This window comes from Vreelandella titanicae BH1 (assembly GCF_000336575.1).
Classification (GTDB): domain Bacteria; phylum Pseudomonadota; class Gammaproteobacteria; order Pseudomonadales; family Halomonadaceae; genus Vreelandella; species Vreelandella titanicae.
Genome location: NZ_AOPO01000003.1, coordinates 245441 through 272407 on the forward strand (window position 1 = coordinate 245441; position 26967 = coordinate 272407).

A 26967-nucleotide genomic window follows, 5' to 3' on the forward strand; every position below is an offset into this window, starting at 1 on the left:
GGAGTAAATTATGAAGATTTTACATGCAGCCTAAATGATTGTATTAGTACTTTTATCAGGTGAAACATCCGTTGAGAGAGGTTCCGATAAAGATAGAGAGATTGCTTATATCGAGTCAATGTCTTCGCAGCAAGCGAAAGAAGTTTGTTATTATCTGACACGCTGGTTATAAACCTTAAAGCGAATTATTAATTTTGATGTAGGCAATAATGCCGGGCGGGCCTAGTCATTTTAGGCCCGCCCGTTTATTTTCAGGCTTCCATTTGATTCAGTAAGGTTGAGATTTTACGCTACCTCCTAGGGCTGCAGTCTCAATAGCCAAGCACAACATTTACCCCATTAGGTGAAGTGTTGCTTTGTCCAGCCCCGCGCCTTTCATGGTGTTGAGCGTTGAGCCCTACGCAATGATACCCACCCGGCAATACGCTGTTGCCCGCTCATGGCGGCTACCATCAAACTTGGCAGGAAAGTCAGCGTGATGAGCGTGGAGAACGCGATGCCAAACATCACGATGGCGCCCAGGCCACGGTAGAGTTCTGTGCCCGCCCCGGGGATCAGTACCAGAGGGGCGATACCGAAGATGGTGGTCAGGCTGGACATCAGGATCGCGCGCAGACGGATATTGACCGCATCATCAACGGCCGCGACGATGGATTCCGCGCCTTCTTCCAGCCGCTTGTAGGCTTCCTGAACGATCAGGATCGGGTTGTTGACGACGGAGCCGAGCAATACCAGAAAGCCGAGTAGCGTGATCATATCGAAAGGCTGGTGGATGCCAAACGGAGCGCCGAGGCCGTTGAGTATCGCCAGGCCAAGAATCCCGCCCGCGAGCCCCAAGGGAATCGTGGCCATGACGAATAACGGCCGCCCCCAGTGGCGGAAAATCGCCACCAACATCAAATAGCACAACAACACCGCGATCATGAAATTACCCGAGACCGCTTCGCGGGTAGCCTGCAACTGGTCGCTGGCGCCGGTGATATCTATCGATACTCCGTGAGGGATCTCGCCAGCGACGCGCATGGCCTCAATCAACTCGTTTTGCACGCGTTCTACGCCCGTTTCCAGCGCCACCGAGCGTGGCGGCACGATATTCAGTGTCACCGTGCGGCGCCCGTCCAGCCGTCGAATGCTGTCCGTATCGACGGACTCGTTCAAATCGGCCAATGCAGAAAGTGGCAGCACGTCGCCAGACGGTGTGGCAATGGGCAGCTCACCCAGGCGCTCTGCCCGCTGATCGCTACCCGCGCTGCTGAACAGGTAGATGTCGACCCGCCGGTCATCCAGGATCATCTGGTCGGCGAAAGCACCATCGCTTAGCGCCGCCACGGAATAGCCAAAGCGCTCAGCGTCGAGCCCGACTTCCACCAGACGCTCCCACCGAGGCCGGATCTCCAGCAATAACTGATCCAGGCTGAGTGAGCTGGGTTCGGAACCAATCTGCGCGTCGTCGAACAGTGCTCCTGCGCGGGCATAGGCAAGGCTCGCAACCTGATAGATCTCGCCAAGATCAGAGCCGGAAATGTCCATGTTGATACTGCGCGTGCCGCCATCGTTGGTGGAGATGATGGAGCCCCGTGAGGCGAATGCGCGCATGCCCGGCCAGGCCGTAAAGCGTGCCTCGAGGGCGCCCATTAACGCTTCCAGATCGGTTGGATCTTTCGGGTCGGTAATGACACGAATGCCCTGGGCATCGACGAACATGGCGAAGAAGCGCAGTGCGGGCATATTCGTTTCGCCACGGTGGAAGCGTGCCGGTTCGTCATCAAGACGCTGCTGTAGCTCCGGGATTAGCTCCTGTGCGATGGATCCCATCTCCGTCAGATTGTAGCCCGGCGGTGCGATCATGTTAGAGAAGATGCGCGCCTCTTCGCCTTCCGGCAAGTACTCCGCCGGTGGGGTTAGCCACACCACGACCCATGCCGACAAGCCAAGCGTGCCGAGTAGAATCATCGTTCGCCGTATCGGATGGCGATAGGCACGGGTGATCCTGCGGCCGAGGCGGTCAAAGGCGCCGTCCTCGGCGGTAACCCCTGGCTGGATTGTCGGTAGCAGTCGTGCCGCCATCGCCGGTAGCACGGTCACCGCAACGGCCATCGACGCAAGAATAGAAGAGGAAATCGCAATCGCGATATCTGAATAGAGCTGTCCGGCTTCCTCCTGAATGAATAGTGTGGGGGCAAATACCAGGACTGACGTAAGCGTGCTCGCCATGACCGCCGTCCAGACCCGGCGCACACCCGCCACTGCGGCATCGAAGGGTTTCAGGCCGCGTCGTCGTGCTTGATCGATGCTTTCGAGGACGACGATGGTGTTATCCAGTGTCATGCCGATGGCAAACGCTACGCCGGCCAATGAGATAACGTTCAGCGTCCGGCCTGCGAGTAACAGGCCGATAAAGGCGGCGATCGTACAGACCGGTATGGCAATCACCCCGACAAAGGTGCTGCGCGCCGAACGCAGGAAGGCAAACATTATCAGTGTTGCCAGCAGTGTCCCGAGTAAAAGGTTATTCCAGACGTTGGCGACCGAGTCCTCAACGTAGCGCGCATCTTCGTTGATCAGCGTCATTTCAAGACCCAGCGGCGCCAGAATCTCGTCGCTGATCGCCTCGACTTCCGGCAGTACGGCATACTTGGTCTGGACGACATTCGATCCCGTTTCTCGGCGCACCGCCAGGATCAGTGAAGGTAGGCCGTTATAGAATGCCTGGGTACGCATTTCATGATGACTGAGTCGGATATTGGCCAGTTCGGAGAGCCGCATCAAGGCGCCCTGGCGCTCGGCAATGATCAACTCGCCCATATCGGCGGGCTCGTGGAAGCGGCCGATCGTGCGTGCCATCACACTGCGCTTTCCACTGTCCAGGTCGCCCGCTGAACTGTCGACGTTACGGGTCTGCAGTGCATTGCGCACATCGGTCATGTCGAGCCCGCGTTCGGCCAAACGGTACGGATCGATTTCTACGCGCACCTGCCGTGCTTCCGCGCCCCATATTTCCACGAGCGAAACACCATTGACACGCTCCAGACGGGGGCGCACCTCATCCTCCAGAAAGTTACGCATCATCGCCAGATCGAGGTTTTCCCCACTTTCCGCACGTGGCCCGATGCGGAAATACATGAAGGGTTCGTCCGAGGAAGAGACTGTCGTCAGGGCGGGGGCATCGACATTTTCAGGGTAGCTGGATACTTGGCTAAGCGCGTTGTTGGTGCGTATCAGCGCTTCATTAATGTCGACGCCGAAGGGAAACTCCAGCTCGATACTGGCTTGGCCGATGCTGGCGGTGGAAACCATTCGTTGGAGATTGGGCAAGGTGCGGAGGTATTGTTCCTGCTCGATAAGGATCTCTTGCTCCACGTCACGGGGAGACGCCCCAGGCCAGCTTGTCTCCACGCTGATGGTGCGTACTTCCAGGTCGGGGATCATCTGAACCGGTACACGCAGTGCAGCAGTGATCCCCAGTAAGCAAAGGATCAGAACCGCGACGGCAATCAGGGTGCTGTGGTGAATAACGCGTCCGAAATCCATGTGTTAACGCTCCACCACTTCCACGGGCTGACCGTCGGTCAGGGCCTCGTTGCCTCGGGTGACGACCTGATCGCCCTGGCGCAGGGTGTCACCCGCGACGGCGACCTGACCGCCCTGTTCATACAGAATTTGCACCTGGCGCCGGCGGGCGATGCGTTCATTGTCTGTGTTATCGACGATGTAGACGCTGTGACTGCCATCCGGTTGGCGCAGCAACGCATCGCGACTGATGGCCAACGTATCGGTTGCTTGCGAAGTTAAAGAAATTTCTGCCCGGGCAGAGGTGCCAGGAAGTAACCGGCTCTGCGGATCGTTTACCAGAAGGCGAAGTAGAAAGGTTCTTGCATCAGGATCGGTGACGGGAACCCGTGCAATGATCTGCGCTGGCAATGGGGTGTCATCCAGCGTATCGGCAAATACTTGCGCTTGTGCCTGCTCATCTAGCTGCCCAAATCGCTCTTGGGGCACTTGCACATCCAGACGTATACGATCAATCGTGACTAACGATAACACCGGCGTTCCCCGTTGCACCCATTCGCCAACTTCGGTGAGTTTTTCGGCGACGACGCCTGGGAAGGGGGCTGGCAAACTGTGCCGTTCAACCAGTTCTTCCTGCTCTCGTGTGGCTGCTTGAGCGGAGGCTGCCGATGCCCGTGCTAGATTTAGCGCGGCAACACGCGATGCGACCTCTGTTGCGGGGATGGCCTGACGTTCAGCGAGCCGCTGTGCCTCATTTACCAAGCGTTCAGCCTCTCGCACCGAGGCGTTTGCCTCTTCCTCCTGAGCGCGAGCACGCGTGAGCGCCTGTTGTGCAAGGGCCGGGTCGAGTTCGAGGAGTAGCTGTCCGGTCTCAACATGATCACCCGCTTCAACATGCAGGCGTGCCACGAGTCCGTCCGCGCGAGGGGAGAGGCGTGTCTGGCGCTCAGCGGTTAGGGTACCCGTAAGTGACAACTGCTCGCCTAACGTCGCCAGTTCTGCTGGTGCCGCTGAGACAGGTACGGCAGCACGTTCATTGTCACTTATATTATCGTCAGCAGGGGTGCCACAGGCGGTCAGCAGAAAACAGGCGAATCCAGAAAGCCAGAATTTGATGGTCATAGTCATCCTCTCCGGCCATCCTCTGCTAGGAGAAAAGCCATCAGTGGGTTTCGATTACTGTGAATGGAGTAGTGCAGATGACACTCCGTCATCACACGCCGATGCGCTCACCGCTAGCGGCAGGACGAGGCTTACGTCGGACGATGCGGTAGACGGTGGCGGGAGGGACATTTACGAGTATGCGACCAATACGCGTTGCCTTAAGCCCAAGGCGGTCGAGCAGCGCTCGGGGTATAGGGCAGCTCGGGCCATAAGTGAACTGATAAAAAGATCCTTCGGGCCGCATTTTGGCAAAAGCGCCGTCCAGAATGGCGATCATCTTACGTGGAGACATTGACAGCATGGGCAACCCACTGACGACAGCACCAGCATGCGCCCCGTCGAAAAACTTAACTTCGTGTAGCCTTGAAGCATCAATACAAAACGTGTGAGCATGCCCGAAGCGATGCTGTAGCTTGGTAACGAATGCCGCGTCATTCTCGATTAATGCTATGTTTTTCTGGTCGATACCACGCTCAATGAGTGCGTGTGTAAAGACACCCGTCCCCGGCCCAAGCTCGATGATCAGACCCGTATCCGTAGATATTTCCGAGGTGATAAGGTTGGCCAGCGCTCGACCGGAAGGCATGAGCGCACCAATACTCAGTGGGTTAAAGAGCCAAGCCTTGAAGAATAAAAGTGTGTCGGACAGGTTTCTAAGTTCCATAGCTTTTCTAAACTCTTCAAAAGAATCGAAGGTGGCAGCATCTGCGAAGACTATCGATTGTTACCAAGACCCTGCCTACTATTAATACTTCGCTGATCTCTATATGTGATTATCTCTGCTTACCGAGACGGGCTATCAAAACTTTTCGCTGGGAATGAAAAAGTAAGCCATGGTTGTGCCCACAATGTGTCAAGAATTGGTTATTTTGTAGCAAGGTGCATCAAGATAGATAAAGCGCGATAAATGTTGCTGAAGCCACGCAGCTACTTATCCACCTCCACCGGAGGAGAGTTCTATTGCGAATGGTCGAGGCCAAACTCAACGAATGCTAAGCAGTGGTTTCAGGCGAATGCTGATTGGCGATCGGGGGGGAGTTTTTGAAGCGGCACATTGAAAGAAAAGAGACTGTCTTTGACTTACCGAGTGAGTGTCTACCGGCTTGCGAGTGACACGGTGCTGTTACCTGTCTCTTCCCGCAAGTATATTCGAGGGGCTGCTTTTCTCAGATTCTACGGCCAAGTCGTTATTAATGATTAATTCGTCATTTGATATTCAGCACAGCAATTAAGAAGTGGATTAGGCCAACAAAAATATAACTAAAAGAGTCCCTACGCCTGCCACTCCTATTGTATTGGTGAAATCTAGTATCTCATCCTCAATATCACTCAGTAGCCAAGCTGTAGTGCTTTTTGATTTTACTTTGGAAAAGATTAAGGCTGTAGTGCTAGCTTCAACGCTAAAGACGGCAATGACGCTTTCAATTGATCCTGCATTAAGAAGCATCATGGGTAAAGCTAAAAAAGCAGTTAAAGTTATTGTAATACGTAAAGCAAAGCACTGTGAATGGCTTAATGTTCCAGGGGATTCCGGGAACCAAGCATTTGAGAATGACGTTTTCTCTTCCATGCATAGCGTTACAAGAAAACACTTGGATAGTGAAAATATAGATATAACCATCTTATTGCACCTATTCTCCATGAGTCCCGAAAAGCTCAGTCGGGGAGGGACGTCGATTAGTCTCCTGTTACCTCGCGAATACCATCGAGGAGGTCGTAAAAATAGGGATTCCAGGTCAGGCGAGCGTGGTATTTTTCCGCGTCGCTCTGTCCCCATGCGCCGAACCAGAGGGCGTTGGTGTCATCGGGTGGCGCGAGACCGTCCTGGCCGTTTTCCAGCATAAGATAGCTACCCGCTTGGCCGTAATAAGTATTCTCGGGCGCAAACAGCACATTCATGTGGGAGAAGGTGCTAATGCGCTGATCGGGTAGGTGACTGATAAAAGCGGTGACGCGGGAATCGTCAAGGTGTTGTGGTGGATCGCCGTACCAGATGAAGCGCGATTGTTGGTTGGGAAAGCGGTTTTGAAAGGCAATGAGCGTCGCGTTGGGGTCAAGGACACTATCATGTTGACTCATCGTCATCAGGACAGGTTTATTAAAGTGTGAGGTTTTGAGATTTTTTTGCACGGTACTGACCGAGTGATAATAGAGCGAGGCCCCTCGCGCAGGAAATGATTGGTAAGTGACGATATTGTCTTCATCATCGATATCGAGCCAGTCCCATAAATAGGAAATGGTCGGGGCGAGAAATAGATAGTGGGTATCGGGGTAAAATCCAGGAGAAAACAGCAGCAGGCCATCGACATTGTCGTCTGTGAACGCATGAGAGGTGACTAGATTACCTCCGGTTGAGAAACCGCCAAGCCAAAGTTCATCGACCTCGGCTGCAAGCAGTTTGGCGTGATGGGCAATGATGTTTTCCCAATCATCATTATCAGGCAGTATCAGATCGGCTGGACGTGTACCGTGGCCGGGCAGGAGGATGGAGCGAACCAGCCAGCCGTCATTCGCCATAGCGTTGGCGATATCGATGAAATACCACGGGCTTGTGCCCAGTCCATGCACTAACAGGATACCGCGTTTTGCCGGTTTATCAGGGCGGATTTCAAACGGCGTATTGAGCTCTATTTCAAGGTCGCGGTTCTCACTGATGAAAGCGCGATTATCAGCAATCCATGCACGTGTTTCGCGCACATATTGATCGAAACTCTCCTGATCATAGCGAGGCAGGTTTTCTGAGGGTTGAAAACCCGGCGAATCCGGTGGCACGGCGCAGGAAGCCAGCAAGAAAAGTGTGAAAAGTAGAACGTTCAGGCGGCTAATCATGAAACCCTCTCTGTAGGTGCTTGCCTCTAACAGAGAGCCACAAATGTGCTCCCCCTTATTTAGAATGATCGGGCAACCGGGCGGTGCGGTGTTTAACGAGCAGCGTTATTATTTCGACTATTGCGGTCATTTAGCTGTTTAAAGCAAACCCCGGCAGCACTGCCTCGGCCTCGATAGCGATTAACCATTCTGGTTCGGCAAGGCCGTACACAATCAACCAAGTAGCAGCCGGCGGGGCGGTGGGGAAACGATGCTTCAGCGCCTCCATTACCACTTGCTGGTCGTAGCGAGCGGATTCGGCTAAGTAGATTCTCAACATCACCACCCGCAAGAGATCGCCGCCGAGGCTTGATAGCAATCGTTCGATATTGTTCAGCGCTGCTTCGGTCTGCTCGGGAAGTTCAGGGCCCGCTAAATGGCCTTCGGCATCGACCCCTACCTGGCTGGACATCAGCACCCGGGAGCCTCCCTGAACTAATACGGCTTGGCTGTGACCTTCGATCAAGGTATCGGGCAGGTTGGGCGGATTTAGGGGCTTGCGTCTTAAAATTTGCATGACCACCTCGTTGATAAGTGATGTAGGGCGCTGTTTGCAGGGATTAACCCTAGGCTTCTTTGCGTAGCGTCATGATCAACCCGGGATGGGCGTTGTGAGCCGAAAGCACCCAGCCGTGTGCCATGGCGATTTCCTGGCAGATGGCCAGCCCCAAACCAGCACCATGGTCGCGTCGATGTGCACCTCGCCAGAAACGAGAGAACAGCAGAGACAGCTGTTCAGGCTCGACGCCAGACCCTCGGTCACGCACGGTTATCGTATTGCTCTGGATTTCCATGCTGACGAGAGTCTGCGCGGGGGCATGCTGGATGGCGTTCTCCAGCAAGTTCTTGAGCAGAGTGAAGCATGCCCCGTGATCAGCCTTCCATGTCACCCCTTGATCCGCGGCAAGCACCGTTAAATGCACGTCGGCGGACTCCGCCATGCGTTGCAAGTAGATGGAAGCTTCGTGGGCGATGTCGTGCATTCGAACAACGCTAAACTGGTAGTTGTGCGCCTCGCTCGCTTCGGCCAGAAGTAGCAGTTGTTGCACCTGGCGGGTCATGTACTCGACATCGCTCAATAGCGCCTTGCGGTCATTTCGCCCTTCCTCGAGCAACTCAACCTGCCCGCGGATCAGCGCCAGGGGCGTTTTTAACTCGTGGGCCGCGTGGCCGAGAAACTCCTGCTGCAGGCGATAACCCCGCTCAAGGCGTTCCAGAGCGTGATTGAAGCTATGTACCAGCGGGGCAATTTCCACAGGCACGGCGTCCGTATCGAGACGGGCGTCTATAGAGCGCGGCGAGATAGCCGCCGCCGATTTGGAAACATCGCGCAGCGGCTTGAGGGTTAAGCGCAAGGTAATGTAGGCGCATAGACCGAAGGCAACGAACATGACAAAGCCAAACACCAGTACGCCCGCTGCCACCAGTGGAAAGGCGACGAGATAGAGGACATCAACGAATCTTGAACTGGCGACGAACTGCAGATACCACGTTCTTTCACCATGCTCAAAGGGCTCCGTGGCACCGTAGAAAGTTCTGTCGTCATACTCAAAGGAAAAGGTGCCCCGCGCCAAACGCAGAACCTCGCCGTCGGCTGGCCAGAAAGCTTCTCTGGCACTCGAGGCCACCGCCACGTTCCCGGCATCATCCAGAATACGGTACGCCGTTTCGGGTTGTGGGCCTTCGTATAGCCAAGCGCGGTCGTCCATGCTGGCGTCGAAACCAACGGGCCGGCCACGGCTGTCGAACTCGACATTGTCCACCAGCCCATCGGCCGCGTCGGCCATATCCATACGAGGCAGTAGATCGCTCTGAAGCACCACTGCTGCGGCAATTACCAGCAGTGTGATACTCAGCACCATACCTGCCAAATAGGCCAGCAGCACCTTCAGCCTCAGGCTATTGAGCGTCATCCGCTTGACGAAGCGCATATCCCATCCCTCTCACGTTGGCGATCCGCTGGCGCGAACCGATGGCAAGCAGCTTGCGGCGTAAACGGTGCAGGGCGACATCCAAGGCGTTCGGTGTCACCGCCTCGCTTAGCCCCCAGGCCGCTGCTTCCAGCGCGCTGCGGCGAACTACCTCATCGTGCTTATATAACAGCAACTGCATGATGTGCAGCTCCGCCGGGGCGAGGGTAATGCTCTTGTCGCCGCTAAACAGAACGCCGCTTTCCGTATGCAGCCTCAGGTCGCCGTGAATGGGGTCGATTGAATGGAATTCCGCAGGGCGGCGTAGCAAGGCACGGACACGTGCCACCATCTCATCCATGGCAAACGGCTTGGGGAGGTAGTCGTCGGCACCGGCTTCGAGGCCTTCTAGCCTGTCATGCAGCGCATCGCGAGCCGTTAACACCAGGCAGGGCACGCTAAGGCCCGCGTTGCGCAACTTCTTGAGCAATAGCAGCCCATCGCCATCCGGCAAGCCACGATCGAGTACCAGTGCCTGGTAGGGCATCTGCTGAACGGCAGCCCAAGCCGAATCGATGCGGTCGACCACATCAACGCCGATACCGGCGTCCACCAGCCCTTTGCACATCAAGTGGGCTAGCCGGTCATGATCCTCGATCAGTAGTATGCGGCTCATCAGAATGTATAAAGATAGCCAACTAACACGGCGTTTTGGGTCGAACGATCCACCAGTGGGCTATCTTTGATTTCGTTCGCCAGGCTCGTGACCTCAACACCTAACAGCACAGAGTGATGCTGGTCAAACTGGTACACGCCGCGCACCCCCGCCTCGATATTGGTAGCCGACTCTCCCTTATAGGCGGGGCGATCGAAGCGAACCTCATTATCGCGAACGCCGAAGTAGTAATCGACGTTCTTGTCGTCCTGCCAGGACGCCCCCACGTGTGGGGTTACCATTATATGTTCGCCGAATTCCCACGTTCTCTCCAGGCCAAGATCGAAGCGATGTCCGTCGCTGTTGCCGGAGACGTCGGTGAGCCATTCGGCACTAACATCAACGAAGTCGGTCTCCCATTCCATTTTGGCCCCCGCCCAAAATCCGCCCTTGCGCTCACGCATGCCGTTGAGAATCGGGGCATCGCCTGGCTCGTAGCCGCTCTCATCGTACTGGGCGACGATGCCGAAATTGAGCTGTTGTGAGTCGTTGATGACAAGACTCGGCAGTTTAAATTCGATTTCCGGTCCGAAGACACTAATGTACCGGTTTTCGATCAGGAACAAGGGAAATGGGGTGTTTTCCCTGTCGATACCGGCATAGGGATCCTGTTCGCTTATTGCGCCTACGCCCAATCCCCAAGTGGTTTCGTCTGAGTCCTCTTCGTCGGCGAACGCCAACGGAGAGACAATAACAAGACCACCGATACATGCGGCTGTCGCCAATCTTATAGTGATGAGGCGGCCGTTCAGTAATAGCGACTGATGATAACTCATGGTGGCACTCCTAGCATGGTTTGAAAGTGAGAGTGGTATGAAAGTGCCATCATCAGGAGCGCTATCTTACGCGTTTCTTACTGGTGCCGGATTTATTTAAAACGTGACGTCAGTAAGAAATGAGAAAGGAAGGCAGGCCGATAGTGGTTCAACTGAAATTCTTGGATTTTCTTTTTCATCAATAAATTGAACCCTTTGAAGCAGGCCTGGATTATGCCATTTCCAAAACGAAAAAGTTGTTTCGGCATTATGCTTGTCGTGATTGCTAGCGCTGCCGCGCTGGCATGTATGCAGGCGGTGTCGTCGGAAAGTGATGCCGTCGCCGAACCGACGGCGCAGCCCTCACTATCAGTCAACGTGACGACATTAGAACCTCAGACGCTTCCAACGACGATTGCGGCCAATGGTGATATTGCTGCGTGGCAGGAGATCATTATCGGTACCGAAATCGGTGGCCTGCGGCTGGTCGACGTCAAGGCAGACGTGGGTGATGAGGTCACGGAAGGGCAGGTGCTGGCCGTTTATAACGACACGACCGTGCGCGCGGAGCTGGCTAGAAGCCGCGCCGCCGTGGCGGAAGCCGAAGCAACGCTTGCGGAGGCAACGGCTAACGCCCAACGTGCCCGGGGTTTGAAAACCACCGGGTCGCTTTCAGAACAGCAGATTCAGCAATACGAAACCGCCGAGCTCACCGCCAGGGCGAGGCTCAACGTTGCGCAGGCGCAACAAGACGCCCAAGCATTACGCTTGGATCAGACGCAGGTTGTCGCCCCGGACGACGGTTTGATTACCTCGCGCACGGCCACGCTTGGCGCCGTTACCAGTGCCGATCAGGAGCTGTTCCGATTGACGCGCCACGGTCGGCTGGAGTGGCGGGCCGAGGTCGCCGCGTCCGATCTGAATAAGCTGCGACCCGGCCAGACTGCCAGGATAAGCCTGCCTGGCGGCTACGACCTCGAAGGGCGCTTGCGCACCATCGCGCCGCTAGTGGACACCGCTACACGCAATGGTCTGGTTTATGTCGACCTACCGTTAAGCGACGTTGCCCGGGCGGGAATGTTTGCACGGGGTGAATTTGAACTGGGCAGCCGCCAAGTGATGACGCTTCCCCGTGCCGCGGTGCAACTACGCGACGGCTTTGGCTATGTACATCGCGTCAGCGGTGAAGGCCAGATAACGGAGCAGAAAGTTGCCTTGGGCCAGCACACGGAGGATCGAATCGAAATTCGCGCCGGGCTTGAACCCGATGCCCGAGTGGTCGCCTCGGGCGGTGCTTTTCTTGGCAACGGTGACCAGGTGCGGGTGATTGAGGGAGAGCCAGTTCATTCACCCCAAGCGAACGATACCGACGCCGAGGAGGGGGTATGACGCTCAATACCTCATCCTGGGCGATTCGCAATCCTATTCCGGTTGTTCTGCTCTTCATCCTATTGACCTTCTGGGGGCTCATCTCCTTCCGAGGCTTGTTTATTCAGGACTTGCCGGATGTGCAGCTGCCCCTCGTGGAGGTCTCCGCCTCGTTGCCGGGGGCGGCCCCCGCCTTAATGGAGAACGAGGTTGCCCGCAAGATCGAGGACTCCATCGCTACCGTCTCCGGCGTCAAAAACATCAATACAACGCTGACGGATGGCAATGCCGACATTGCTATCGAATTCAGGCTGGAAAAGTCCTTGCAAGAGGCTCTTGAGGATGTGCGCGACGCTGTTGCTCGCATCCGCTCGGATCTACCCGCCGACCTGCGTGATCCAGTGATTCGCAAGGGTGAGTTTTTCAGTGAGCCGATTGTACGCTACGCGGTGACCTCCTCTGATCTAGACGATGAGGCACTCTCCTGGTTTGTCGATGACAAAATGACCAAGGCCGTCTTGTCGGTGCCAGGCGTTGGTTCGGTTCGGCGTATCGGCGGGGTCGATCGCGAAGTCCGCGTAGCATTGGATGCGGATCGTCTGCTGGCGATGAACACGACAGCGCTGGATATATCACGCCAGCTGCGTCAGGCGCAGTTGGAGGCGCCCGGCGGCCGTGTGGATGTCGGCGGGGCCGAACAGGCAGTGCGCATCATCGCCAACGCTGAATCCGCAGCCGAGCTGGCGAAGATGGAGCTGGCACTCAGCGATGGCCGCCGTATTCGCCTTGATGAGGTGGCGACGGTTACCGATACCGTGGCCGAGCGGCGCTCGATGGCATTGCTTGATGGCGCGCCCGTCGTCGGCGTCGAGATGACCCGTGCCGAGGGGTACGGCGAGGTGGATGTGGCCGAGGGCGTGCAGTCTGCACTCGCTGAGTTGCAGGCGCAATATCCTCATATAGAGGTCGAAGAAGCCTTTAATTTCGTCGGGCCGGTGCTGGAGAACTACCAGGGCTCCATGCACATGTTATTCGAGGGCATGGCGCTGGCGGTGCTGGTGGTATTCTGCTTCCTGCGCAATTGGCGGGCCACACTGATTGCGGCGGTTACGCTTCCGCTGTCGATCATCCCCACCTTCGCTTTCATGCACCTGATGGGCTTCTCGCTCAATGTGGTGACGTTGCTGGCGCTCTCGCTGGTGATCGGGGTGTTGGTGGACGATGCCATTGTCGAGATTGAGAATATCGAACGGCATCTGCTAATGGGCAAGCCCCCGCGCCAGGCCGCCATGGATGCGGCGGCAGAAATCGGCTTGGCTGTGGTCGCCACCACCTTTACGTTGATTGCCGTTTTTCTGCCCACAGCATTTATGAGCGGCACCGTCGGGAAATTCTTCGTTCAGTTCGGTTGGACGGCCTCTGTGGCAGTACTGTTCTCGCTGTTGGTGGCGCGCCTTCTCACGCCCATGCTGGCTGCGTATCTGTTGCGCAAACCCCATCTGCATCATCGCGACCCAGCGTGGATTAGCTACTATCTGGTTGTCGCCCGTTGGTGCCTGCGCCACCGCAAGACAACCCTCCTCGCGGCGGCGGCCTGCTTTGCAGGCGGTATCTGGCTGGCTTCGACCCTGCCGGGTACCTTCATACCCCCCGATGATGGTTCCCAGACGCAGGCGACGCTCACCTTGCCGCCCGGTAGCACCTTTTCTGAAGCGGAGGCGCTTGCCGAGCAGGCACGCTCACGACTGGAGACGCAACAGCATGTAGTCAGCGTCTTCGCGGCCGTCGGTGAGGACTCCGGCAGCAGTGACTCTGATGTGATCTCGGTGGAACTGACCGTTGGTTTGGCGGATCGCGCAACCCGCGCGGGCGTTACGCAGCAAGACATAGAGCAGCAGTTACGCGTTGCACTCGCCACACTTCCCGGCGTGCGAACTCGCGTAGGCGACGAGGGGGATGGCTATGAGTTGGTGCTCGCCGGTGAGGATAGCCGGGTGCTTGAACTGCATGCCCGCCAAGTCGAGCGGGAGATGCGCGCCATTCCCGGCATCGGTGCGGTGAGTTCGACGGCCAGCCTGGTCAGGCCTGAACTCATTGTACGCCCTGATTTTGCCCGCGCCGCCGACCTTGGGGTCTCGGCTCAGGCCATCGCCGATACGCTGCGCATCGCGACAGTGGGCGATAACGCCGAGGACCTTCCTAAGTTGAACTTCAGCTCGCGTCAGGTGCCGGTGATGGTTCGACTGGCGGATGCCGCTCGGGAGGATATGGCGACCCTTAAACGGCTACCAGTGCCTGGTGTGAACGGACCAGTGCCGATGGAAAGCGTGGCTAACTTTGAGTGGAGCAGCGGTCCTTCGGAAATCACCCGGCATGATCGTCTGCGCAACGTCAATTTCGAGGTGAGCCTACAAGGGCAGCCTTTGGGAGAAATCGAACAGGCCGTGCAGGCACTGCCCAGTTTACGTCAGTTGCCACGCGGCGTGTTTCAGACACCAGAAGGCGATGCAGAGGAAATGGCGGAGCTTGCCGCAAGCTTCGGGATTGCCATGCTGACCGGCGTGCTGTGTATCTATATGTTGCTGGTGCTGCTGCTCAAGGATTTCATGCAGCCGGTCACTATTCTGGTGGCGCTGGTGCTCTCCGTACCTGGGGCTTTCCTGGCGCTGTTCCTCACGCAGACGCCCGTGTCGCTGCCCGCCATGATCGGATTGATCATGCTGATGGGCATCGCCACCAAGAACTCAATCCTGTTGGTGGACTACATCATCATCGCCCGTCGGGTGCATGGGTTGGAACGTGTGGACGCCATTGTTGATGCCTGCAAAAAACGTGTCCGGCCCATCGTGATGACCACCATTGCCATGGGGGCGGGCATGATGCCGATCGCCCTAGGATGGGCTGGCGATCCCAGCTTCCGGGCCCCCATGGCCTTCGTGGTCATTGGCGGACTGCTCACTTCAACGCTTCTGAGCTTGCTGGTTATCCCGGTGGTGTACAGCTACGTGGATGACATCGGCAATATCCTGGGGCGGTTCAAGCTGCCCCCAAACCACGCAACGCAAACATCGGAGTAGAAATTGTCATGAAACAGATCGAAAAAACCCTAGAGAGCCTGACAATGGGACGCCGTAGTTTTCTAACTGGCGCGGCTGCACTTGGTGTTGGTGCCGGGTTGTCCGCGCCTGCCATTATCTCCAGTGCTGTCGCGACAGAGAAATCGGTCATCGCGTTGCGAGACCAGGATCTGCCCTTTATCGCCACGGAAGAGACCTATACCACCGAGGAACTGATCGCGCTGAACGCGATTAACGATCAACACGTAGAGTACCTCAGGGAAACAGGTCTTGCCGAACTCGGCCCTGGCCGCATCGGCGCAATGGATAAGGCGGGGATCAATGTTCAAATCCTCTCCGCACATACGCCGGGCGTGCAGAATGTCCCCGGTCAGGAAGGCATCGATTTTGCCTATCGTCTCAACAAGATGATTGCCGATGGCCCGATGGCCACCCATCCGGGGCGGTACCAGGCCTATGCAACCTTGCCTCTGCAGAACCCGGAAGCATCAGCGGACGAACTGGAACGCGCCGTTCGGGAAGATGGCTTTCTGGGGGCCATGACCAATGGATTCATTGGCAACAAATTCCTCGACCACCCGGATTTCGAGCCCATTCTGGCGCGCGCCGAGGCACTTGATGTGCCGATATACCTGCATCCAGGCTTCCCCCCGGAAGACGTGTTCAATATTTATTACAACACCATGCGGCCAGGGTATGACCAATTGTTCCAGAACTACATTTTCAGCGGTTCAGGATATGGATGGCACCAGGAGGTGCTGACTCAATGTCTTCGACTGATCATCACTGGGGTGTTCGATAAATTTCCTAAACTGCAGATGATTATCGGCCATATGGGAGAGGGCCTTCCGTTCTACTACGAGCGTATCGTGGGAGATATGAGCGAGTCGACCGAAGACTCGCTGAACAAGCCTATCGGGCAATACTTCAGTGACAATTTCTGGTACACAACCAGCGCATTCTTCCAGGACGAATTGCTTCATCTTTTGCTGAGGTACATCAGTGTGGATCGAGTGATGTTTGGAACGGATTACCCGTTTGCAGACATGAAGCAAGGAACCGACTGGTTTCGGGCGGTGGATCTGCCCCGTGAAGCCAAGGAAAAAATTGCGTTCCGAAATGCAGAAAAGCTGTTCGGAATAAAGGTCTGACGCATCCGCCCGGGATCGAATGATGCCGATTGGTTTTGGTGTCAGCGGGGCCATAACCGGAGATCACTTTGGCTGTATCTCAAGGGTACAGCCAAAGGATGCCAAGCGAGGCCCCTTGCCTCCCTCATCGTGGCCAACCACTCATCGGAGGTCTCATGTCCCCCCAATCCAGATTCCACGGTCGTCAATCGGCGATCCAGGAGGGCGCTGCCATCCAACGCTGATGACGCAACGGCCATGCTCGTCGGCGTAGTCAAGCGATACGGCTCTGGCGAGTCCGCCATCGTCGCGCTCGACGACGTCACCATCGCGTTCCCGGTAAGCGGCGTTGGCGAACCGGGCATTTCCCCGCTCGCGCCTGAGCTGGCCAACGCGCTGTTCGCCTCCACACAGCAGAGGATCCGTAGTCTGCCGTTCTCCGATCATGTCTAGGCCAATACAGACCTGTCGAGGCCCATCATTGAGCAGCGGCGGCGAGGCATAAAGGCATCAGGAATGACATCGGTGGATGGAAGCATGTGGTGTCCTCGTCGCATAGGACGAGACTGCCCGGTAATGCGTCTTTCAGAAGCCTTAGCGGAGGATCGGAACGATCGAGAAGTATTGCGTAAGTTTTCAGTAAGCCAGCGGCAGCGACAGTCAACACTCTTTCCACTCAACGTCGACTGAATGGCCTCTGGTCTTTCGAGGATTCGTGCATGATCTATCGACTCCTGTACCGGTGGCGCTGGCTTGGCGCCTGGACCCTGGCCAACCTGCTGCTTGCCTGGGTGATCTCGCTGCGCTATGTCGGCTATATTCAGCCCGAAGGGGCCGAGCAGTGGAGCTACCTGCTGATGGTTTTCCTCGGCCATCTCTCGCTGCTGGTATGGCTGGGAGCTTTGCCGATGTTCCTGCTGGCCACGCTTTTACGCGGCACCGGGCTATGGCTGATAACCACCCTGTGGGCGAGTGGCCTGCAGCTGCTACTGCTGCTTGATACCTTCGTCTACGCTCAGTATCGCTTTCACCTGAGCGGCTTTATTCTCGACCTGCTGCTCAACGCCGGGGGCGACGTGTTCAGCTTCTCATGGGTCGCCTGGGCACTGGCCGTCGGTGGCGTGCTGGGTATGTTGGCGGTGCAAGGTGGCCTCGGGCTGCTATTCAAGCGACGTCAACCTTCACGGCCTGTGGGCGCAATGCTGGTAGTGAGCTTGTTGGCTCTGCTGGGGGTGCACGGTTGGCATGCCTGGGCGGATGCCCACTACGACCGCGACATCACCAGCATGACGCGTCATGTGCCGGTCTTCTATCCGGCCACTGCCAAGCGCTTCTTCGTCGAAAAGGGGTGGGTCGACCCCCAGGCGGTGCGCGATCGGGTGGATCTCGAGGCGACGAAGGGCGGGGCGCAGGGCGCAGGGCCTGATCTACCCTTCCGCGCCGCTGAGCTGCTCGCCGTCGGTGTCTCCCGACAACCTGCTGCTGGTGCTGGTGGATACCCTGCGCCACGACGTGCTCACTCCTGAAGTGATGCCGAATCTTTACCGGTACGCCAATCAACCCGGTTGGTTCAGGGCGCGTGAGCATATCAGCGGTGGCAACTCCACCAAGGCCGGCGTCTTCAGCCTCTTCTATGGCCTGCCAGTCACCTACTGGGATGCATTTACTGCCAGCCAGACGCCCCCGGTACTGATGGAGCGATTAGAGGCTGCCGATTACCGATTTCAGGTTCTCTCTTCGGCAACGCTGGTGAGCCCTGCCTTTGACCGTAACGTTTTTGCCGGCCTCAAGGATATCTCGCTGGAGCCAGCACAGGGCGAGCCCTGGGAGCGCGACCAGCAGATCACCGATGACTGGCTAGCCTGGATGGACAAAGAAGAGGCAAGGTCAGATGAGCGGCCGTTCTTTGGTTTCCTGTTCTATGACGCCGTGCACGGCTACAGCCATCCGCCAGACTTCCCGCGGTTCATGCCCTATTGGGAGCATATCAACCACATGAGCTTGGGGCCTGACTTCGATCCCGAACCTTACTGGAACCGCTATCGTACGGCAGCGCGCTATGTGGACCAGCAATTGGGACGTGTACTCGATGACCTGGAGCGCCGTGGGCGGCTTGAGGATACTGCGATAGTGATTACTGCCGACCACGGTGAGTCCTTCAACGAACATGGCAAGAACTACTGGGGACATGGCAGCAACTACACGCCGGAGCAGATCCAGGTTCCGCTGGTGATGCATTTGCCGGGGCGATCCGGTGGTGCGCTGGAGCGGCGAACGCACCACGCCGATATCGCACCGACCCTGCTCGAGGAACTGCTCGATTGTGAATCAGCTCCTCAACATTACACCCTGGGGCAAAGCCTGTTGGACGTCGCCCCCCATCGCGACTGGATGCTTTCAGGCAGCTACATGGGTTATGGCATCCTGATGCCCGACTATCAGGTGGCGGTGCACCCCACGCGGGCCTTCGAAGTCTATGACTACCGCATGAACGAACTCGACGATATCAAGCTCGAGTCCCAGGTGTCGAACGAGGTACTTAGGGCGCTGTCGAAATTCTATCGCTAAGACACCAAGGATGGTGCATTGCCGGCTTTAGCGTACGGAGTGAATCGGCCATGGCCTCAATGCCTATAACCATCTGTTGAGCAGGCCAATGGGTAGCCCGACAAGGTGCAGGTCTTCGACCCCGAACCCCGGTGTGGCGTTGAAGGCTTGGCGGTTTCAATGGCCAGGAACAACAAGTGTAGTGGCATAGTGAATTGGCTGCGCCGTTGTGTGAAGCGAGGCACATACACAATTGGCACCTAATTTTGCCCAGGATTTGACCTTGACTTCAGCTCTATCGTTGCTCGCTACACAACGATAGAGCTGCATGAGCTAAAGCCCGTTTCAGAGCTTGCCGTCGGCAATCAATTCCCGGGTGCGTCTGAGCGTGGACAGCAAGGCGGCCTTGTAGCCGTTGTCGCTGTCGAACTGGATTTGTTCGGCTTGTTCCTCAGGGCCGCCCGGTGCTTTGTCGCGCAGGCCAAGATAGCAGTAGAAGCGAAGCTGGAGCGCTCCGGCCTCATCCTCAAAGAGTTCGTTGACGATGGCGCCCTCACGGGGACCTGTGGCCTGGAAGAAGGTGACCTTGCTTTCTGGCTCCAGGGTGATGATCTCGCGCAGATCGGTGCCGGCGATGGTGGCTTCGCGCACGAAGTGCGTTGTGCTTTCCTCCATGACGTCGCAGCGGGTGCACAGGCCTTTGGGTAGGAACAGGCGGGCGTCGCGGGCCTTGAGCACCAGGCCCTGCCAGGCCTGTGCTCGGGTCAGAGTGGTTTCCCCTGCCGGATTCACCGGGACAGTAGCGGTCGAGTAGATCATGGTGAGTTTCCTTATGTTGATTGGGAGTGCGCTGCCGTCAGACTGAGGCCGCGACCTGGGTGGCGAATTCGCGATAAGAATGAAGGGGGCGACCCAGAAGGGCAGTCAGCCGGTCAACGTCACCGGTACCGGGGAGCATCCCCTCGGTGATGAAACGCTCGCTCATCAGGCGCATGTCGTAAGCCATCCAACTCGGCATGTGCTGCAATAGGTTCTGCTCGAACGCGACGGTATCCTCACCCGGGTAGGCGATGGGGCGACCAAGTACATCGGTCCAAATAGCGGCAATGTCCTGGCCGGTTAGCGTGTTGGGGCCAACGAGATTGATACGCTCGATCGGTAGCGGTACGACTGACTGCTCGCGGCGCAGGAGCTCGAGGGCGGCGACTTCTCCGATGTCGCGCGTGTCGACCATCGCCAGGCCCTTGCTGCCGATCGGCATTGGGTAGATGCCGTATCCGGTGACTACCTCCTTGATGGTCAGGTCGTTCTCGATGAAGTAAGCGGGCCGCAGGATGGTGGCGTTAAAGCCCATCTGCTTGATCATGCGCTCCACTCCATACTTGCCGGCAAAGTGCGGCACATTGACGTACAGGTCGCTGTGGATTACCGAGAGGTAGACAATTCGCTCGATGCCGGCCTCACGGGCGAGGTTAAGCGCGAGCAGGGCCTGGGTGTACTCGTCGGCTACCACGGCGTTGAGCAGAAAGAGCGTCGAAACGCCATGGTAGGCGTTGCGCAACGAGTCGACGTCGAGCAGGCCGCCCTGGATGACACTGACGCTGGCCGGAAAGTCTGACTTCGAAGGATCGCGGACGAGCACGCGGACATCGGCATCGCGCTTGACGAGTTGTTCGACAACGTGGCGGCCGACAGTGCCGGTTGCGCCGGTAACGAGAATGGTCATGGTAATTTCCTGGGTTGGGGGTATTTGTTGCAACCAGAGTTGCGTACGGATTGAACAATAGGTCGTTTCATTATCAAAACAAAGAGCATAAAATACAGACACTATGTTCCGTATATGAGACACAATGGATTTCAATGCTTTGCAGGATTTTCAACTGGTCGCCGTTCACGGCGGTTTTGGAAGAGCAAGCCGGGCCAGTGGCAGGTCCAAGGCAACCCTGTCGCGCCGGGTGGCTGATCTGGAAGAAAGCCTAGGCATTCGGCTCTTCGAACGAAGTGACCGCAGCCTCGAGCTGAACGAAGCCGGCCAACTGCTGCTCGCACGCATTGAGGGACCCATGCGTGAGGTGGCCGAAGCGGTAGCGGCGGCCCGAGATGGCCTTGATACCCCGAGAGGCCGGCTGCGCGTAGCGGCACCGTTGCTGTTTTCGCAGGTGGCGCTTGGGCGGCTGGCCGCCGCCTTCCAGGCGATCCATCCCGACGTGCAGATAGAAGCGGTGGCCGAAGACCGGCTCGCCGATCTCGTCGAAGAGCATTTCGATGTCGCCATCCGCATCAATCCGCACAAAGACAGCATGCTGGTGGGCAGGTGTTTTGCCCGAGACAGACTTGTCTTGGCGGCGGCTCCCTCGGTTCAGATACCAAAGCAGAGCAGGGATGAGCCGCCCCGCATTCCGGCGATCGTCATGCCGACGTATCGAGAAGGTGAGGTCTGGTCCGTCCGGGATGGCCAACTGTCCGTCGAACCACAGCCTGTTTTACGGCTGTCCTCGCTCCTGACGGTTCGAGATGCCGCTGTAGCGGGTGCAGGAGCGGCCATGCTGCCGCAATCCATCATCGGAGGCCTGCTGGAAAGAGGCGAGCTGGTGTCGTGGGGCGCCGCCGGCAACGAAGTCGAGCTTTGGGTTCTGCATACCTCCCGACGCTTACAGAGCCCCAAAGTCCGGGCCTTTGTGGAGTTCATCTGCAACTATTACCCCAATGGATCATTTGTAGTTCAGGAATAATCTCTGGGCGCGGAAAGATCACGGCCTGAATCGCTGGGGCGCGATCATCAATGCCTGTCGCCAGCGCCTCCGTCCGATCATGATGACCACCCTCGCCATGGGGGGCGACAAACAGCGAATGGGTGAGATACAGATGCTCACTTCGAAAGTGTCGCCTTCTCTGGCCTGCCAACGCATCTCATACGGTAATGCAGTGCTGGTCAGGTAGAAGTCCCCCGCCTGCACCTGCGCCATCGAAGGGCGCGCCCATTGGCCGCGCGGCACAACCGGAAGAGATCGCTGAAGTGGTCGCTTTCCTGGCGTCGGAGCGCGCGAGCTTCATGGTCGGCACTGTCGTCATGGCCGACGGAGGCATGACCGTTACTGCTGGCTGAGCGGAGACTTTGCGATGCAGTCCGTATTATCAGCCTTTTCAGCAACACGCTGGCACTGAATACCCATGGTTATGAGCGAATGGTGGCATCGCTTAAGCATGTTCAGACACTAAATACCTCAATAACCCGGTCACGGAACCAGCGCTGTGCAGGGTGAGTATCGTTGCGTCGATGCCAGGATAGCGTGAAAGGAACCGGGTCGAGTTCGATCGGCGGGCTTCCCACGTAGAGACGTTCCGCTTGACCTGAAGCTTCCACCACCCCTTCGAGAATCGTCGCGATCATATCCGACGAGGCGACAAGAGCCGGAGCGGCGTAGAGCTGCGGAAGGGTCAAAGCGAGTTGCCGCTTCAGCCCCTGCTTTGCCAAGGCTGTATCCACAACGCCGAAACGGTCGTTCTCTGGAGATACGAGAAGATGCGTCAGGGACAGGAATGTTTCGAGGTTCAGACCCTGACGAATGGCCGGGTGATCTTTACGCAGGATGCAGACAAAGCGCTCTTCAAACAGGGGAGCGCTAAGAATGCGGCCAGTTGATGTGGGCGGGACGCCGATAGTCATTTCCACTTCCCCGGCATCAAGCATTGAGATGGCATCATCCCGACTGGTGAAATTCCGTACAGCTAGCGTTATGCCCGGAGCTGCCTCGCGCAGCTTCGCCACCAGCCGCGGCAAAAACCTGAACGCCGGGTGGTCGGACAGGCCGATAGAAAGAGCGACGGTGGATGAAGAAGGATCGAACTCTTGTGTGAAATCCAGCGTGCGCTGGATTTCCGCCAGCGCATGGCTAATCGGTTCGGCCAATTCGAGTGCCCGTGGGGTCGGCTGTAGACCGTTGGTTCCGCGTACGAACAACTCATCCCGGAGCAGAACACGAAGCCTTGAGAGCGCAGCGCTCATTGCGGGCTGGGTGCGTCCGATCCGTATTCCTGCTCGCGTGACGCTTCGCTCCACCATTAAGGCATCGAAAGCGACGAGCAGGTTAAGATCTATGCCGTGTAGATTCATGAGATGGATGTTAATGCATATCAAAAATCGATTTCAAGTATGTTCTTTGCAGCCCTAAGCTATGAAAACCCTCACAACGAGAACCCTCACAGCGAGCCCCCCATGATTGATTCAACCACTCAGCACAAGGCCGAAGTAGCGAGCCTACCCGCTGAAGAACTCAAGGCTATCGAAACATTCTATTGCGCCTTTGAAGGAAAGCCGGAACTGCTCGACGATGCTGTCGCGGCCGATTGGCAGGATATACCACTCGCTCCTGGACAAATAGCAGGTCGAGACGGAATGAAACCGCTCATTGCCGACTTCAGAGCTGCGTTTCCCGATGCGAAGGTTACTATCCACGAGATCATCAGCGCTCCTGGCCGGGCCGCCGTGCGAGCCGTGATCTCAGGCACACATGAAGGCGAGTGGTTTGGCATTGCACCGACCGGCAAGACCTGCCAGCTCGCGATTCACGAATTCCACCATATCGCTAACGGCAGGTTGACCCATACCTGGCACCTTGAAGACTGGTTTGGATGGCTCAATCAGGTCGGCGCCTGGCCTGCGATTCAGCAGGAGAACACACGATGAAAGTCATCCGTATCACCGGCTATGAGGCCGAGCCGCACCTTGATGACGTCTCCAAGCCAGTGCCGGCTAGCGGTCAGGTATTGGTTCGAGTCCGGGCCGCTAGTCTCAACCCGCTCGACGTCAAGCTGCAACGTGGCTACATGGAACAGTTCTTTCCCCTGACCTTTCCCTACACGCTAGGCACCGATCTCGCCGGTGTCATCGAGCAACTGGGGGCGGATGTCGAAGGGTGGACTCTCGGCGACCAGGTGGTCGCCAGAACCGACCCGACCGCCGGAGGTGCTTTTGCAGAATACGCCTTGGTGCCGAAGGAGTTCCTTGCGAAGGCACCTAGTACTCTACCGTTCAATGAAGCAGCTGGCATTCCGACAGCTGCCGGAACGGCCTGGCAAGCCTTGTTCGAGTCCTTCGAGCTTACTGAGGGACAGAAAGTATTGATCCATGCCGGCACGGGTGGCGTCGGCAGCTTTGCCATTCAGCTCGCTCATCGTGTCGCGGCAAAGGTCATCGCAACGGCCTCGGGCAGCGGTCTAGATATCGTCCGCCTGCTCGGTGCTGACATGTGCATCGATTACCGCCGCGAGGACTTCACCCGGAAGCTATCCGACATCGACGTCGTCCTCGATACGATGGGCGGCGAAATCCAGCGACGCTCTTTCGACGTGCTGCGGGCGGGTGGACATCTACTATCTACCGTCATGCCACCTGATGACACTTTGGCAGCCGCTCATAACGTCACTGCCGGTTTCGTATTCCATGCTTCCGACGGCCAGCGCTTGGCGAGAGTATCGAAAGCTATCGATCAGTACGGTCTACGGATCCTTGTGGATCGAACAGTGCCGTTTACAGAATTCATTCCAGCATTCCAACATCAGGCCTCGGGGCATGCACGGGGCAAAATCATCATCACATTCGATTGAGCTTGACCGCAGCCGCCAGCCCCAGCTTCGAGATTCCGGCATTATTGACGAGAGCGTCAAGATGAGAGCATTCCGCGTGAACCGCATCAGCGAGTCTATGCACGTTGCCAAGAGAGGCGAAGTCAGCCTCGAAGAACCGGGCGGTTCCTCCGGCCTGTTCGACGGCATGGACAACGGCCGCTCCGCGTAACGTATCACGTCCGTGCACATGGATGGCCCCCTTACCTCGGGGGCGCTTGCGGTATTGCCCGTGTTGCTTCCACTCAAGCTTCGCTGGCAATGCGATTGAGATTGTTGACCGATTCTTCCGGCAAAACCAACTGTGCGGCAGCCAAATTTTCCTCTAGATGTACCTTGGATGATGTTCCAGGAATTAACAGGATGTTTGGGGATCTCTGTAACAGCCAGGCAAGAGCAACCTGCAACGGCGATGCCTGTAACGTTTCTGCCTCTTGTTGCAGAATTGTAGACTGCAGCGGTGTAAAGCCTCCTAAGGGGAAGAAAGGGACATAGGCAATTCCATCCTGTGCAAGCTGCTCGATGAGAGCATCGTCATGTCTGTGGGCAAGGTTGTAATGGTTCTGCACACAGACGATAGGCGCAATGGCGCGGGCCTCTTCGATTTGCTTTTCGGTGACATTGCTGACACCCAAATGGCGAATAAGCCCTTCTTGCTGTAGTTCTGCAAGTACTGAAAAGGGTTCAGAGATGGAACCTTCAGCCGGACCGTGCGCAGAAAACATTGCCCGCAAGTTCACCACCTCTATCTGCTCCAAGCCTAGATTAATCAGATTGTCGTGGACTGCCTGGGTAAGCTCAGCCTTAGAGAAGGCCGGAAGCCAGTCACCTTTGTCGTCACGCCTGGCGCCGATTTTTGTGACAAGCGTTAACTCCTTGGGATAGGGATGCAAGGCCTCCCGAATGATTCGGTTGGTGATGTGGGGGCCATAGAAGTCGGACGTATCAATATGATCCACACCGTATTCCACGGCTGCTCTAAGTAGGGTAATGGCGCTCTCTTTGTCCTTCGGCGGGCCAAATACGCCGGGGCCGGCCAGTTGCATTGCGCCATATCCCATGCGCTTGATCTGCCGATCACCTAATTTAAAGGTGCCTACCTGTTCGATGTCGTTCATGAAAGTCTCCTGTTTTGGTTTTCCGCCGCAGGGATGTCTGGGCGATCGCCGGCGGGACATAGGCCGCTCCTTCCAGCGGCGCCACATCAACGCCCGGTGGGACTATTTCGTCGATCCGGTCGAGGATTTCATCGCTTAACTGCACCTCCGCGCCGGCGAGCAGATCGTCGAGTTGCTTGGGCGTGCGGGGGCCGATGAGGGCGGATGTAATCGCCGGATGCGTCACGACGAAGGCCAGTGCCATGTGGGTCAACGACAGGCCCGCATTTTCGGCCAGCGGGATGAGCTGCTCGACAGCGTCGAGGCTGGCTTCGTCGGACATCGCCTTGGGGAAATATTTCGTGCGCAGCGAGTCCGGTTGCTCTCCACCCTTGCGGTATTTGCCTGTGAGCATACCCTTAGCCAGCGGGCTCCAAGCCATCGCTCCCATGCCATAACGCTGGCAGATGGGCAGCACCTCCCGCTCGATCGAACGGTTGAGAATAGAATAGGGCGGCTGCTCAGTGCGGAAACGGGCCAGCCCGCGTCGCTCGGCGACCCATTGCGCCTCCACGATGGCGGAAGCAGGAACGGTCGAGGCACCGATGGCTCGCACCTTGCCCTCGCGCATCAGGTCGGTGAGAACCGACAGCGTTTCCTCGATGTCGGTATCCGGCGCCAGCCGATGAATCTGATAAAGGTCGATATGGTCGGTCTGCAGGCGGCGCAGCGAGTCTTCGACCGCGCGGGTCAGCCAACGCCGCGAGCCACCCCGGCGGTTGGGGTCGTCCCCCATCGGGAGAGACGCCTTGGTGGCAAGGACGACATCGTCTCGCCGCCCCTTCAGTGCCTTGCCGACGATTTCCTCGGACTCGCCCTGGTGATAAGCATCGGCGGTGTCGATAAAATTGATGCCGAAATCGAGTGCCTTGTGGATCATGCCGACGCATTCATCGTGATCGGCATTGGCGATTCCCCCGAACATCATCGTGCCCAGGCAGTAGGGGCTGACCTGGATGCCGGTACGGCCAAGTTGACGATATTGCATGGTGTTCTCCTCGTATGATGGCAACGGCGCAGGTGAATCATGTTCACAACAGTCGCGGGAGAGATCCCCGCTGCAGAGCGCCTCTGGCATCTGCCATGAATCGAGTATGGCAAGCCGAAACAGGATGAACTACAATAAATCGTCCGTATTTAG

At 57.1% G+C, this 26967-nt stretch carries 25 protein-coding genes and 2 pseudogenes; 10 read left to right on the plus strand and 17 right to left on the minus strand.

What is annotated here, in order from left to right:
* Positions 1 to 375 precede the first annotated feature (375 nt).
* The 9 genes from HALTITAN_RS08495 to HALTITAN_RS08530 form a co-directional block, all read right to left on the minus strand.
* Positions 376 to 3531, minus strand: a complete 3156-nt coding sequence (locus tag HALTITAN_RS08495) for an efflux RND transporter permease subunit (RefSeq protein WP_009286849.1) — start codon at positions 3529 to 3531, stop codon at positions 376 to 378.
* Positions 3532 to 3534: 3 nt separating this feature from the next.
* Positions 3535 to 4632: an efflux RND transporter periplasmic adaptor subunit gene (locus tag HALTITAN_RS08500; RefSeq protein WP_152419251.1), complete on the minus strand. Its 1098-nt coding sequence runs from the start codon at positions 4630 to 4632 to the stop codon at positions 3535 to 3537.
* A gap of 91 nt (positions 4633 to 4723) precedes the next feature.
* Positions 4724 to 5260, minus strand: coding sequence for a class I SAM-dependent methyltransferase (locus tag HALTITAN_RS08505; protein WP_201304181.1), 537 nt, complete (start codon positions 5258 to 5260; stop codon positions 4724 to 4726).
* Between the two features lie 654 nt (positions 5261 to 5914).
* Positions 5915 to 6244 (minus strand): hypothetical protein, encoded by a 330-nt coding sequence (locus HALTITAN_RS25320; protein WP_141439856.1) that lies wholly within the window; start codon positions 6242 to 6244, stop codon positions 5915 to 5917.
* A gap of 107 nt (positions 6245 to 6351) precedes the next feature.
* Positions 6352 to 7503 carry an alpha/beta hydrolase gene (locus tag HALTITAN_RS08510; RefSeq protein ID WP_039858843.1) on the minus strand — a complete coding sequence of 384 codons (1152 nt, stop codon included), beginning with the start codon at positions 7501 to 7503 and terminating at the stop codon, positions 6352 to 6354.
* Positions 7504 to 7633: 130 nt separating this feature from the next.
* The gene (locus HALTITAN_RS08515; protein ID WP_039858846.1) at positions 7634 to 8059 is read right to left on the minus strand and encodes a Rid family hydrolase; all 426 of its coding nucleotides are present in this window, start codon (positions 8057 to 8059) and stop codon (positions 7634 to 7636) included.
* A gap of 49 nt (positions 8060 to 8108) precedes the next feature.
* Positions 8109 to 9473, minus strand: coding sequence for an ATP-binding protein (locus HALTITAN_RS08520; protein ID WP_009286852.1), 1365 nt, complete (start codon positions 9471 to 9473; stop codon positions 8109 to 8111).
* Positions 9442 to 10128 carry a response regulator transcription factor gene (locus HALTITAN_RS08525; RefSeq protein ID WP_009286853.1) on the minus strand — a complete coding sequence of 229 codons (687 nt, stop codon included), beginning with the start codon at positions 10126 to 10128 and terminating at the stop codon, positions 9442 to 9444. Before HALTITAN_RS08525 ends, HALTITAN_RS08520 begins: the two co-directional genes overlap by 32 nt.
* Positions 10128 to 10943 (minus strand): MipA/OmpV family protein, encoded by an 816-nt coding sequence (locus tag HALTITAN_RS08530; protein ID WP_009286854.1) that lies wholly within the window; start codon positions 10941 to 10943, stop codon positions 10128 to 10130. The genes HALTITAN_RS08525 and HALTITAN_RS08530 overlap by 1 nt, the downstream gene beginning before the upstream one ends.
* Before the next feature lie 213 nt (positions 10944 to 11156).
* Here HALTITAN_RS08530 and HALTITAN_RS08535 point away from each other — a divergent pair, with 213 nt between their 5' ends.
* Genes HALTITAN_RS08535 through HALTITAN_RS08545 form a run of 3 tightly spaced genes read left to right on the plus strand, consistent with a single transcriptional unit; the run spans position 11157 to position 16518 of the window.
* Positions 11157 to 12311, plus strand: a complete 1155-nt coding sequence (locus HALTITAN_RS08535) for an efflux RND transporter periplasmic adaptor subunit (protein ID WP_236614944.1) — start codon at positions 11157 to 11159, stop codon at positions 12309 to 12311.
* Positions 12308 to 15367: an efflux RND transporter permease subunit gene (locus HALTITAN_RS08540; RefSeq protein ID WP_009286856.1), complete on the plus strand. Its 3060-nt coding sequence runs from the start codon at positions 12308 to 12310 to the stop codon at positions 15365 to 15367. The genes HALTITAN_RS08535 and HALTITAN_RS08540 overlap by 4 nt, the downstream gene beginning before the upstream one ends.
* 8 nt (positions 15368 to 15375) lie before the next feature.
* The gene (locus tag HALTITAN_RS08545) at positions 15376 to 16518 is read left to right on the plus strand and encodes an amidohydrolase family protein (RefSeq protein WP_009286857.1); all 1143 of its coding nucleotides are present in this window, start codon (positions 15376 to 15378) and stop codon (positions 16516 to 16518) included.
* Positions 16519 to 16671: 153 nt separating this feature from the next.
* Here the strand turns inward: HALTITAN_RS08545 and HALTITAN_RS25545 are convergent, their stop codons facing one another.
* Positions 16672 to 16944 carry a hypothetical protein gene (locus HALTITAN_RS25545; RefSeq protein WP_161609173.1) on the minus strand — a complete coding sequence of 91 codons (273 nt, stop codon included), beginning with the start codon at positions 16942 to 16944 and terminating at the stop codon, positions 16672 to 16674.
* 272 nt (positions 16945 to 17216) lie between these two features.
* Between HALTITAN_RS25545 and HALTITAN_RS24510 the strand changes: the two genes are divergently transcribed.
* Complete coding sequence (locus HALTITAN_RS24510) at positions 17217 to 18023, plus strand: DUF3413 domain-containing protein (protein WP_051051953.1); 807 nt, start codon at positions 17217 to 17219, stop codon at positions 18021 to 18023.
* On the plus strand, positions 17959 to 19065 hold the full coding sequence (locus tag HALTITAN_RS24515) for a sulfatase-like hydrolase/transferase (protein ID WP_161609174.1): 1107 nt from the start codon (positions 17959 to 17961) through the stop codon (positions 19063 to 19065). Before HALTITAN_RS24510 ends, HALTITAN_RS24515 begins: the two co-directional genes overlap by 65 nt.
* A 324-nt stretch (positions 19066 to 19389) precedes the next feature.
* On the opposite strand, the gene HALTITAN_RS08560 is transcribed toward HALTITAN_RS24515, so the two are convergent.
* Positions 19390 to 19863, minus strand: coding sequence for an SRPBCC family protein (locus HALTITAN_RS08560; RefSeq protein ID WP_039858851.1), 474 nt, complete (start codon positions 19861 to 19863; stop codon positions 19390 to 19392).
* Positions 19864 to 19900: 37 nt separating this feature from the next.
* Positions 19901 to 20770, minus strand: coding sequence for an SDR family oxidoreductase (locus HALTITAN_RS08565; RefSeq protein WP_039858853.1), 870 nt, complete (start codon positions 20768 to 20770; stop codon positions 19901 to 19903).
* Positions 20771 to 20894: 124 nt separating this feature from the next.
* Between HALTITAN_RS08565 and HALTITAN_RS08570 the strand changes: the two genes are divergently transcribed.
* From HALTITAN_RS08570 to HALTITAN_RS24780, 3 genes and pseudogenes are all read left to right on the plus strand, one after another.
* A complete protein-coding gene (locus HALTITAN_RS08570) occupies positions 20895 to 21776 on the plus strand; it encodes a LysR family transcriptional regulator (protein WP_009286858.1) in 882 nt (293 codons plus the stop codon).
* Between the two features lie 22 nt (positions 21777 to 21798).
* A pseudogene (locus HALTITAN_RS26325) lies at positions 21799 to 21984 on the plus strand (hypothetical protein); the annotation flags it as partial.
* Positions 21965 to 22150, plus strand: a complete 186-nt coding sequence (locus HALTITAN_RS24780) for an SDR family oxidoreductase (RefSeq protein ID WP_236614945.1) — start codon at positions 21965 to 21967, stop codon at positions 22148 to 22150. The pseudogene HALTITAN_RS26325 and the gene HALTITAN_RS24780, both read left to right, overlap by 20 nt.
* A 102-nt stretch (positions 22151 to 22252) precedes the next feature.
* Here the strand turns inward: HALTITAN_RS24780 and HALTITAN_RS08580 are convergent, their stop codons facing one another.
* Together HALTITAN_RS08580 and HALTITAN_RS26330 are read right to left on the minus strand one after the other, a co-directional pair.
* Positions 22253 to 22954, minus strand: a complete 702-nt coding sequence (locus tag HALTITAN_RS08580) for a LysR substrate-binding domain-containing protein (protein ID WP_233973889.1) — start codon at positions 22952 to 22954, stop codon at positions 22253 to 22255.
* A gap of 18 nt (positions 22955 to 22972) precedes the next feature.
* A pseudogene (locus tag HALTITAN_RS26330) lies at positions 22973 to 23158 on the minus strand (LysR family transcriptional regulator); the annotation flags it as partial.
* Between the two features lie 102 nt (positions 23159 to 23260).
* Between HALTITAN_RS26330 and HALTITAN_RS08585 the strand changes: the two are divergent.
* Together HALTITAN_RS08585 and HALTITAN_RS08590 are read left to right on the plus strand one after the other, a co-directional pair.
* Entirely contained in the window at positions 23261 to 23731 is a 471-nt protein-coding gene (locus HALTITAN_RS08585) for an ester cyclase (RefSeq protein WP_039858972.1), read from the plus strand.
* Positions 23728 to 24651: an NADP-dependent oxidoreductase gene (locus HALTITAN_RS08590; protein WP_039858859.1), complete on the plus strand. Its 924-nt coding sequence runs from the start codon at positions 23728 to 23730 to the stop codon at positions 24649 to 24651. Before HALTITAN_RS08585 ends, HALTITAN_RS08590 begins: the two co-directional genes overlap by 4 nt.
* Here HALTITAN_RS08590 and HALTITAN_RS26335 read toward each other — a convergent pair.
* From HALTITAN_RS26335 to HALTITAN_RS08605, 3 genes are read right to left on the minus strand one after another with little or no spacing between them, the layout of a single operon-like run.
* Positions 24638 to 24859: an SDR family NAD(P)-dependent oxidoreductase gene (locus tag HALTITAN_RS26335; protein ID WP_039858861.1), complete on the minus strand. Its 222-nt coding sequence runs from the start codon at positions 24857 to 24859 to the stop codon at positions 24638 to 24640. The two genes, HALTITAN_RS08590 and HALTITAN_RS26335, sit on opposite strands and share 14 nt — an antisense overlap.
* Before the next feature lie 55 nt (positions 24860 to 24914).
* Positions 24915 to 25787: an aldo/keto reductase family oxidoreductase gene (locus HALTITAN_RS08600; protein ID WP_039858862.1), complete on the minus strand. Its 873-nt coding sequence runs from the start codon at positions 25785 to 25787 to the stop codon at positions 24915 to 24917.
* Entirely contained in the window at positions 25756 to 26814 is a 1059-nt protein-coding gene (locus tag HALTITAN_RS08605) for an aldo/keto reductase (RefSeq protein ID WP_051051955.1), read from the minus strand. The genes HALTITAN_RS08600 and HALTITAN_RS08605 overlap by 32 nt, the downstream gene beginning before the upstream one ends.
* Positions 26815 to 26967: the final 153 nt, after the last annotated feature.

Coding starts and splice junctions, on each gene's coding strand:
- HALTITAN_RS08495 (WP_009286849.1), bottom strand. CDS start 3,531: ATGGATTTCGGACGCGTTATTCACCACAGCACCCTGATTGCCGTCGCG.
- HALTITAN_RS08500 (WP_152419251.1), bottom strand. CDS start 4,632: ATGACCATCAAATTCTGGCTTTCTGGATTCGCCTGTTTTCTGCTGACC.
- HALTITAN_RS08505 (WP_201304181.1), bottom strand. CDS start 5,260: ATGCCTTCCGGTCGAGCGCTGGCCAACCTTATCACCTCGGAAATATCT.
- HALTITAN_RS25320 (WP_141439856.1), bottom strand. CDS start 6,244: ATGGAAGAGAAAACGTCATTCTCAAATGCTTGGTTCCCGGAATCCCCT.
- HALTITAN_RS08510 (WP_039858843.1), bottom strand. CDS start 7,503: ATGATTAGCCGCCTGAACGTTCTACTTTTCACACTTTTCTTGCTGGCT.
- HALTITAN_RS08515 (WP_039858846.1), bottom strand. CDS start 8,059: ATGCAAATTTTAAGACGCAAGCCCCTAAATCCGCCCAACCTGCCCGAT.
- HALTITAN_RS08520 (WP_009286852.1), bottom strand. CDS start 9,473: ATGCGCTTCGTCAAGCGGATGACGCTCAATAGCCTGAGGCTGAAGGTG.
- HALTITAN_RS08525 (WP_009286853.1), bottom strand. CDS start 10,128: ATGAGCCGCATACTACTGATCGAGGATCATGACCGGCTAGCCCACTTG.
- HALTITAN_RS08530 (WP_009286854.1), bottom strand. CDS start 10,943: ATGAGTTATCATCAGTCGCTATTACTGAACGGCCGCCTCATCACTATA.
- HALTITAN_RS08535 (WP_236614944.1), top strand. CDS start 11,157: ATGCCATTTCCAAAACGAAAAAGTTGTTTCGGCATTATGCTTGTCGTG.
- HALTITAN_RS08540 (WP_009286856.1), top strand. CDS start 12,308: ATGACGCTCAATACCTCATCCTGGGCGATTCGCAATCCTATTCCGGTT.
- HALTITAN_RS08545 (WP_009286857.1), top strand. CDS start 15,376: ATGAAACAGATCGAAAAAACCCTAGAGAGCCTGACAATGGGACGCCGT.
- HALTITAN_RS25545 (WP_161609173.1), bottom strand. CDS start 16,944: ATGATCGGAGAACGGCAGACTACGGATCCTCTGCTGTGTGGAGGCGAA.
- HALTITAN_RS24510 (WP_051051953.1), top strand. CDS start 17,217: ATGATCTATCGACTCCTGTACCGGTGGCGCTGGCTTGGCGCCTGGACC.
- HALTITAN_RS08560 (WP_039858851.1), bottom strand. CDS start 19,863: ATGATCTACTCGACCGCTACTGTCCCGGTGAATCCGGCAGGGGAAACC.
- HALTITAN_RS08565 (WP_039858853.1), bottom strand. CDS start 20,770: ATGACCATTCTCGTTACCGGCGCAACCGGCACTGTCGGCCGCCACGTT.
- HALTITAN_RS08570 (WP_009286858.1), top strand. CDS start 20,895: ATGGATTTCAATGCTTTGCAGGATTTTCAACTGGTCGCCGTTCACGGC.
- HALTITAN_RS24780 (WP_236614945.1), top strand. CDS start 21,965: ATGCAGTGCTGGTCAGGTAGAAGTCCCCCGCCTGCACCTGCGCCATCG.
- HALTITAN_RS08585 (WP_039858972.1), top strand. CDS start 23,261: ATGATTGATTCAACCACTCAGCACAAGGCCGAAGTAGCGAGCCTACCC.
- HALTITAN_RS08590 (WP_039858859.1), top strand. CDS start 23,728: ATGAAAGTCATCCGTATCACCGGCTATGAGGCCGAGCCGCACCTTGAT.
- HALTITAN_RS08600 (WP_039858862.1), bottom strand. CDS start 25,787: ATGAACGACATCGAACAGGTAGGCACCTTTAAATTAGGTGATCGGCAG.
- HALTITAN_RS08605 (WP_051051955.1), bottom strand. CDS start 26,814: ATGCAATATCGTCAACTTGGCCGTACCGGCATCCAGGTCAGCCCCTAC.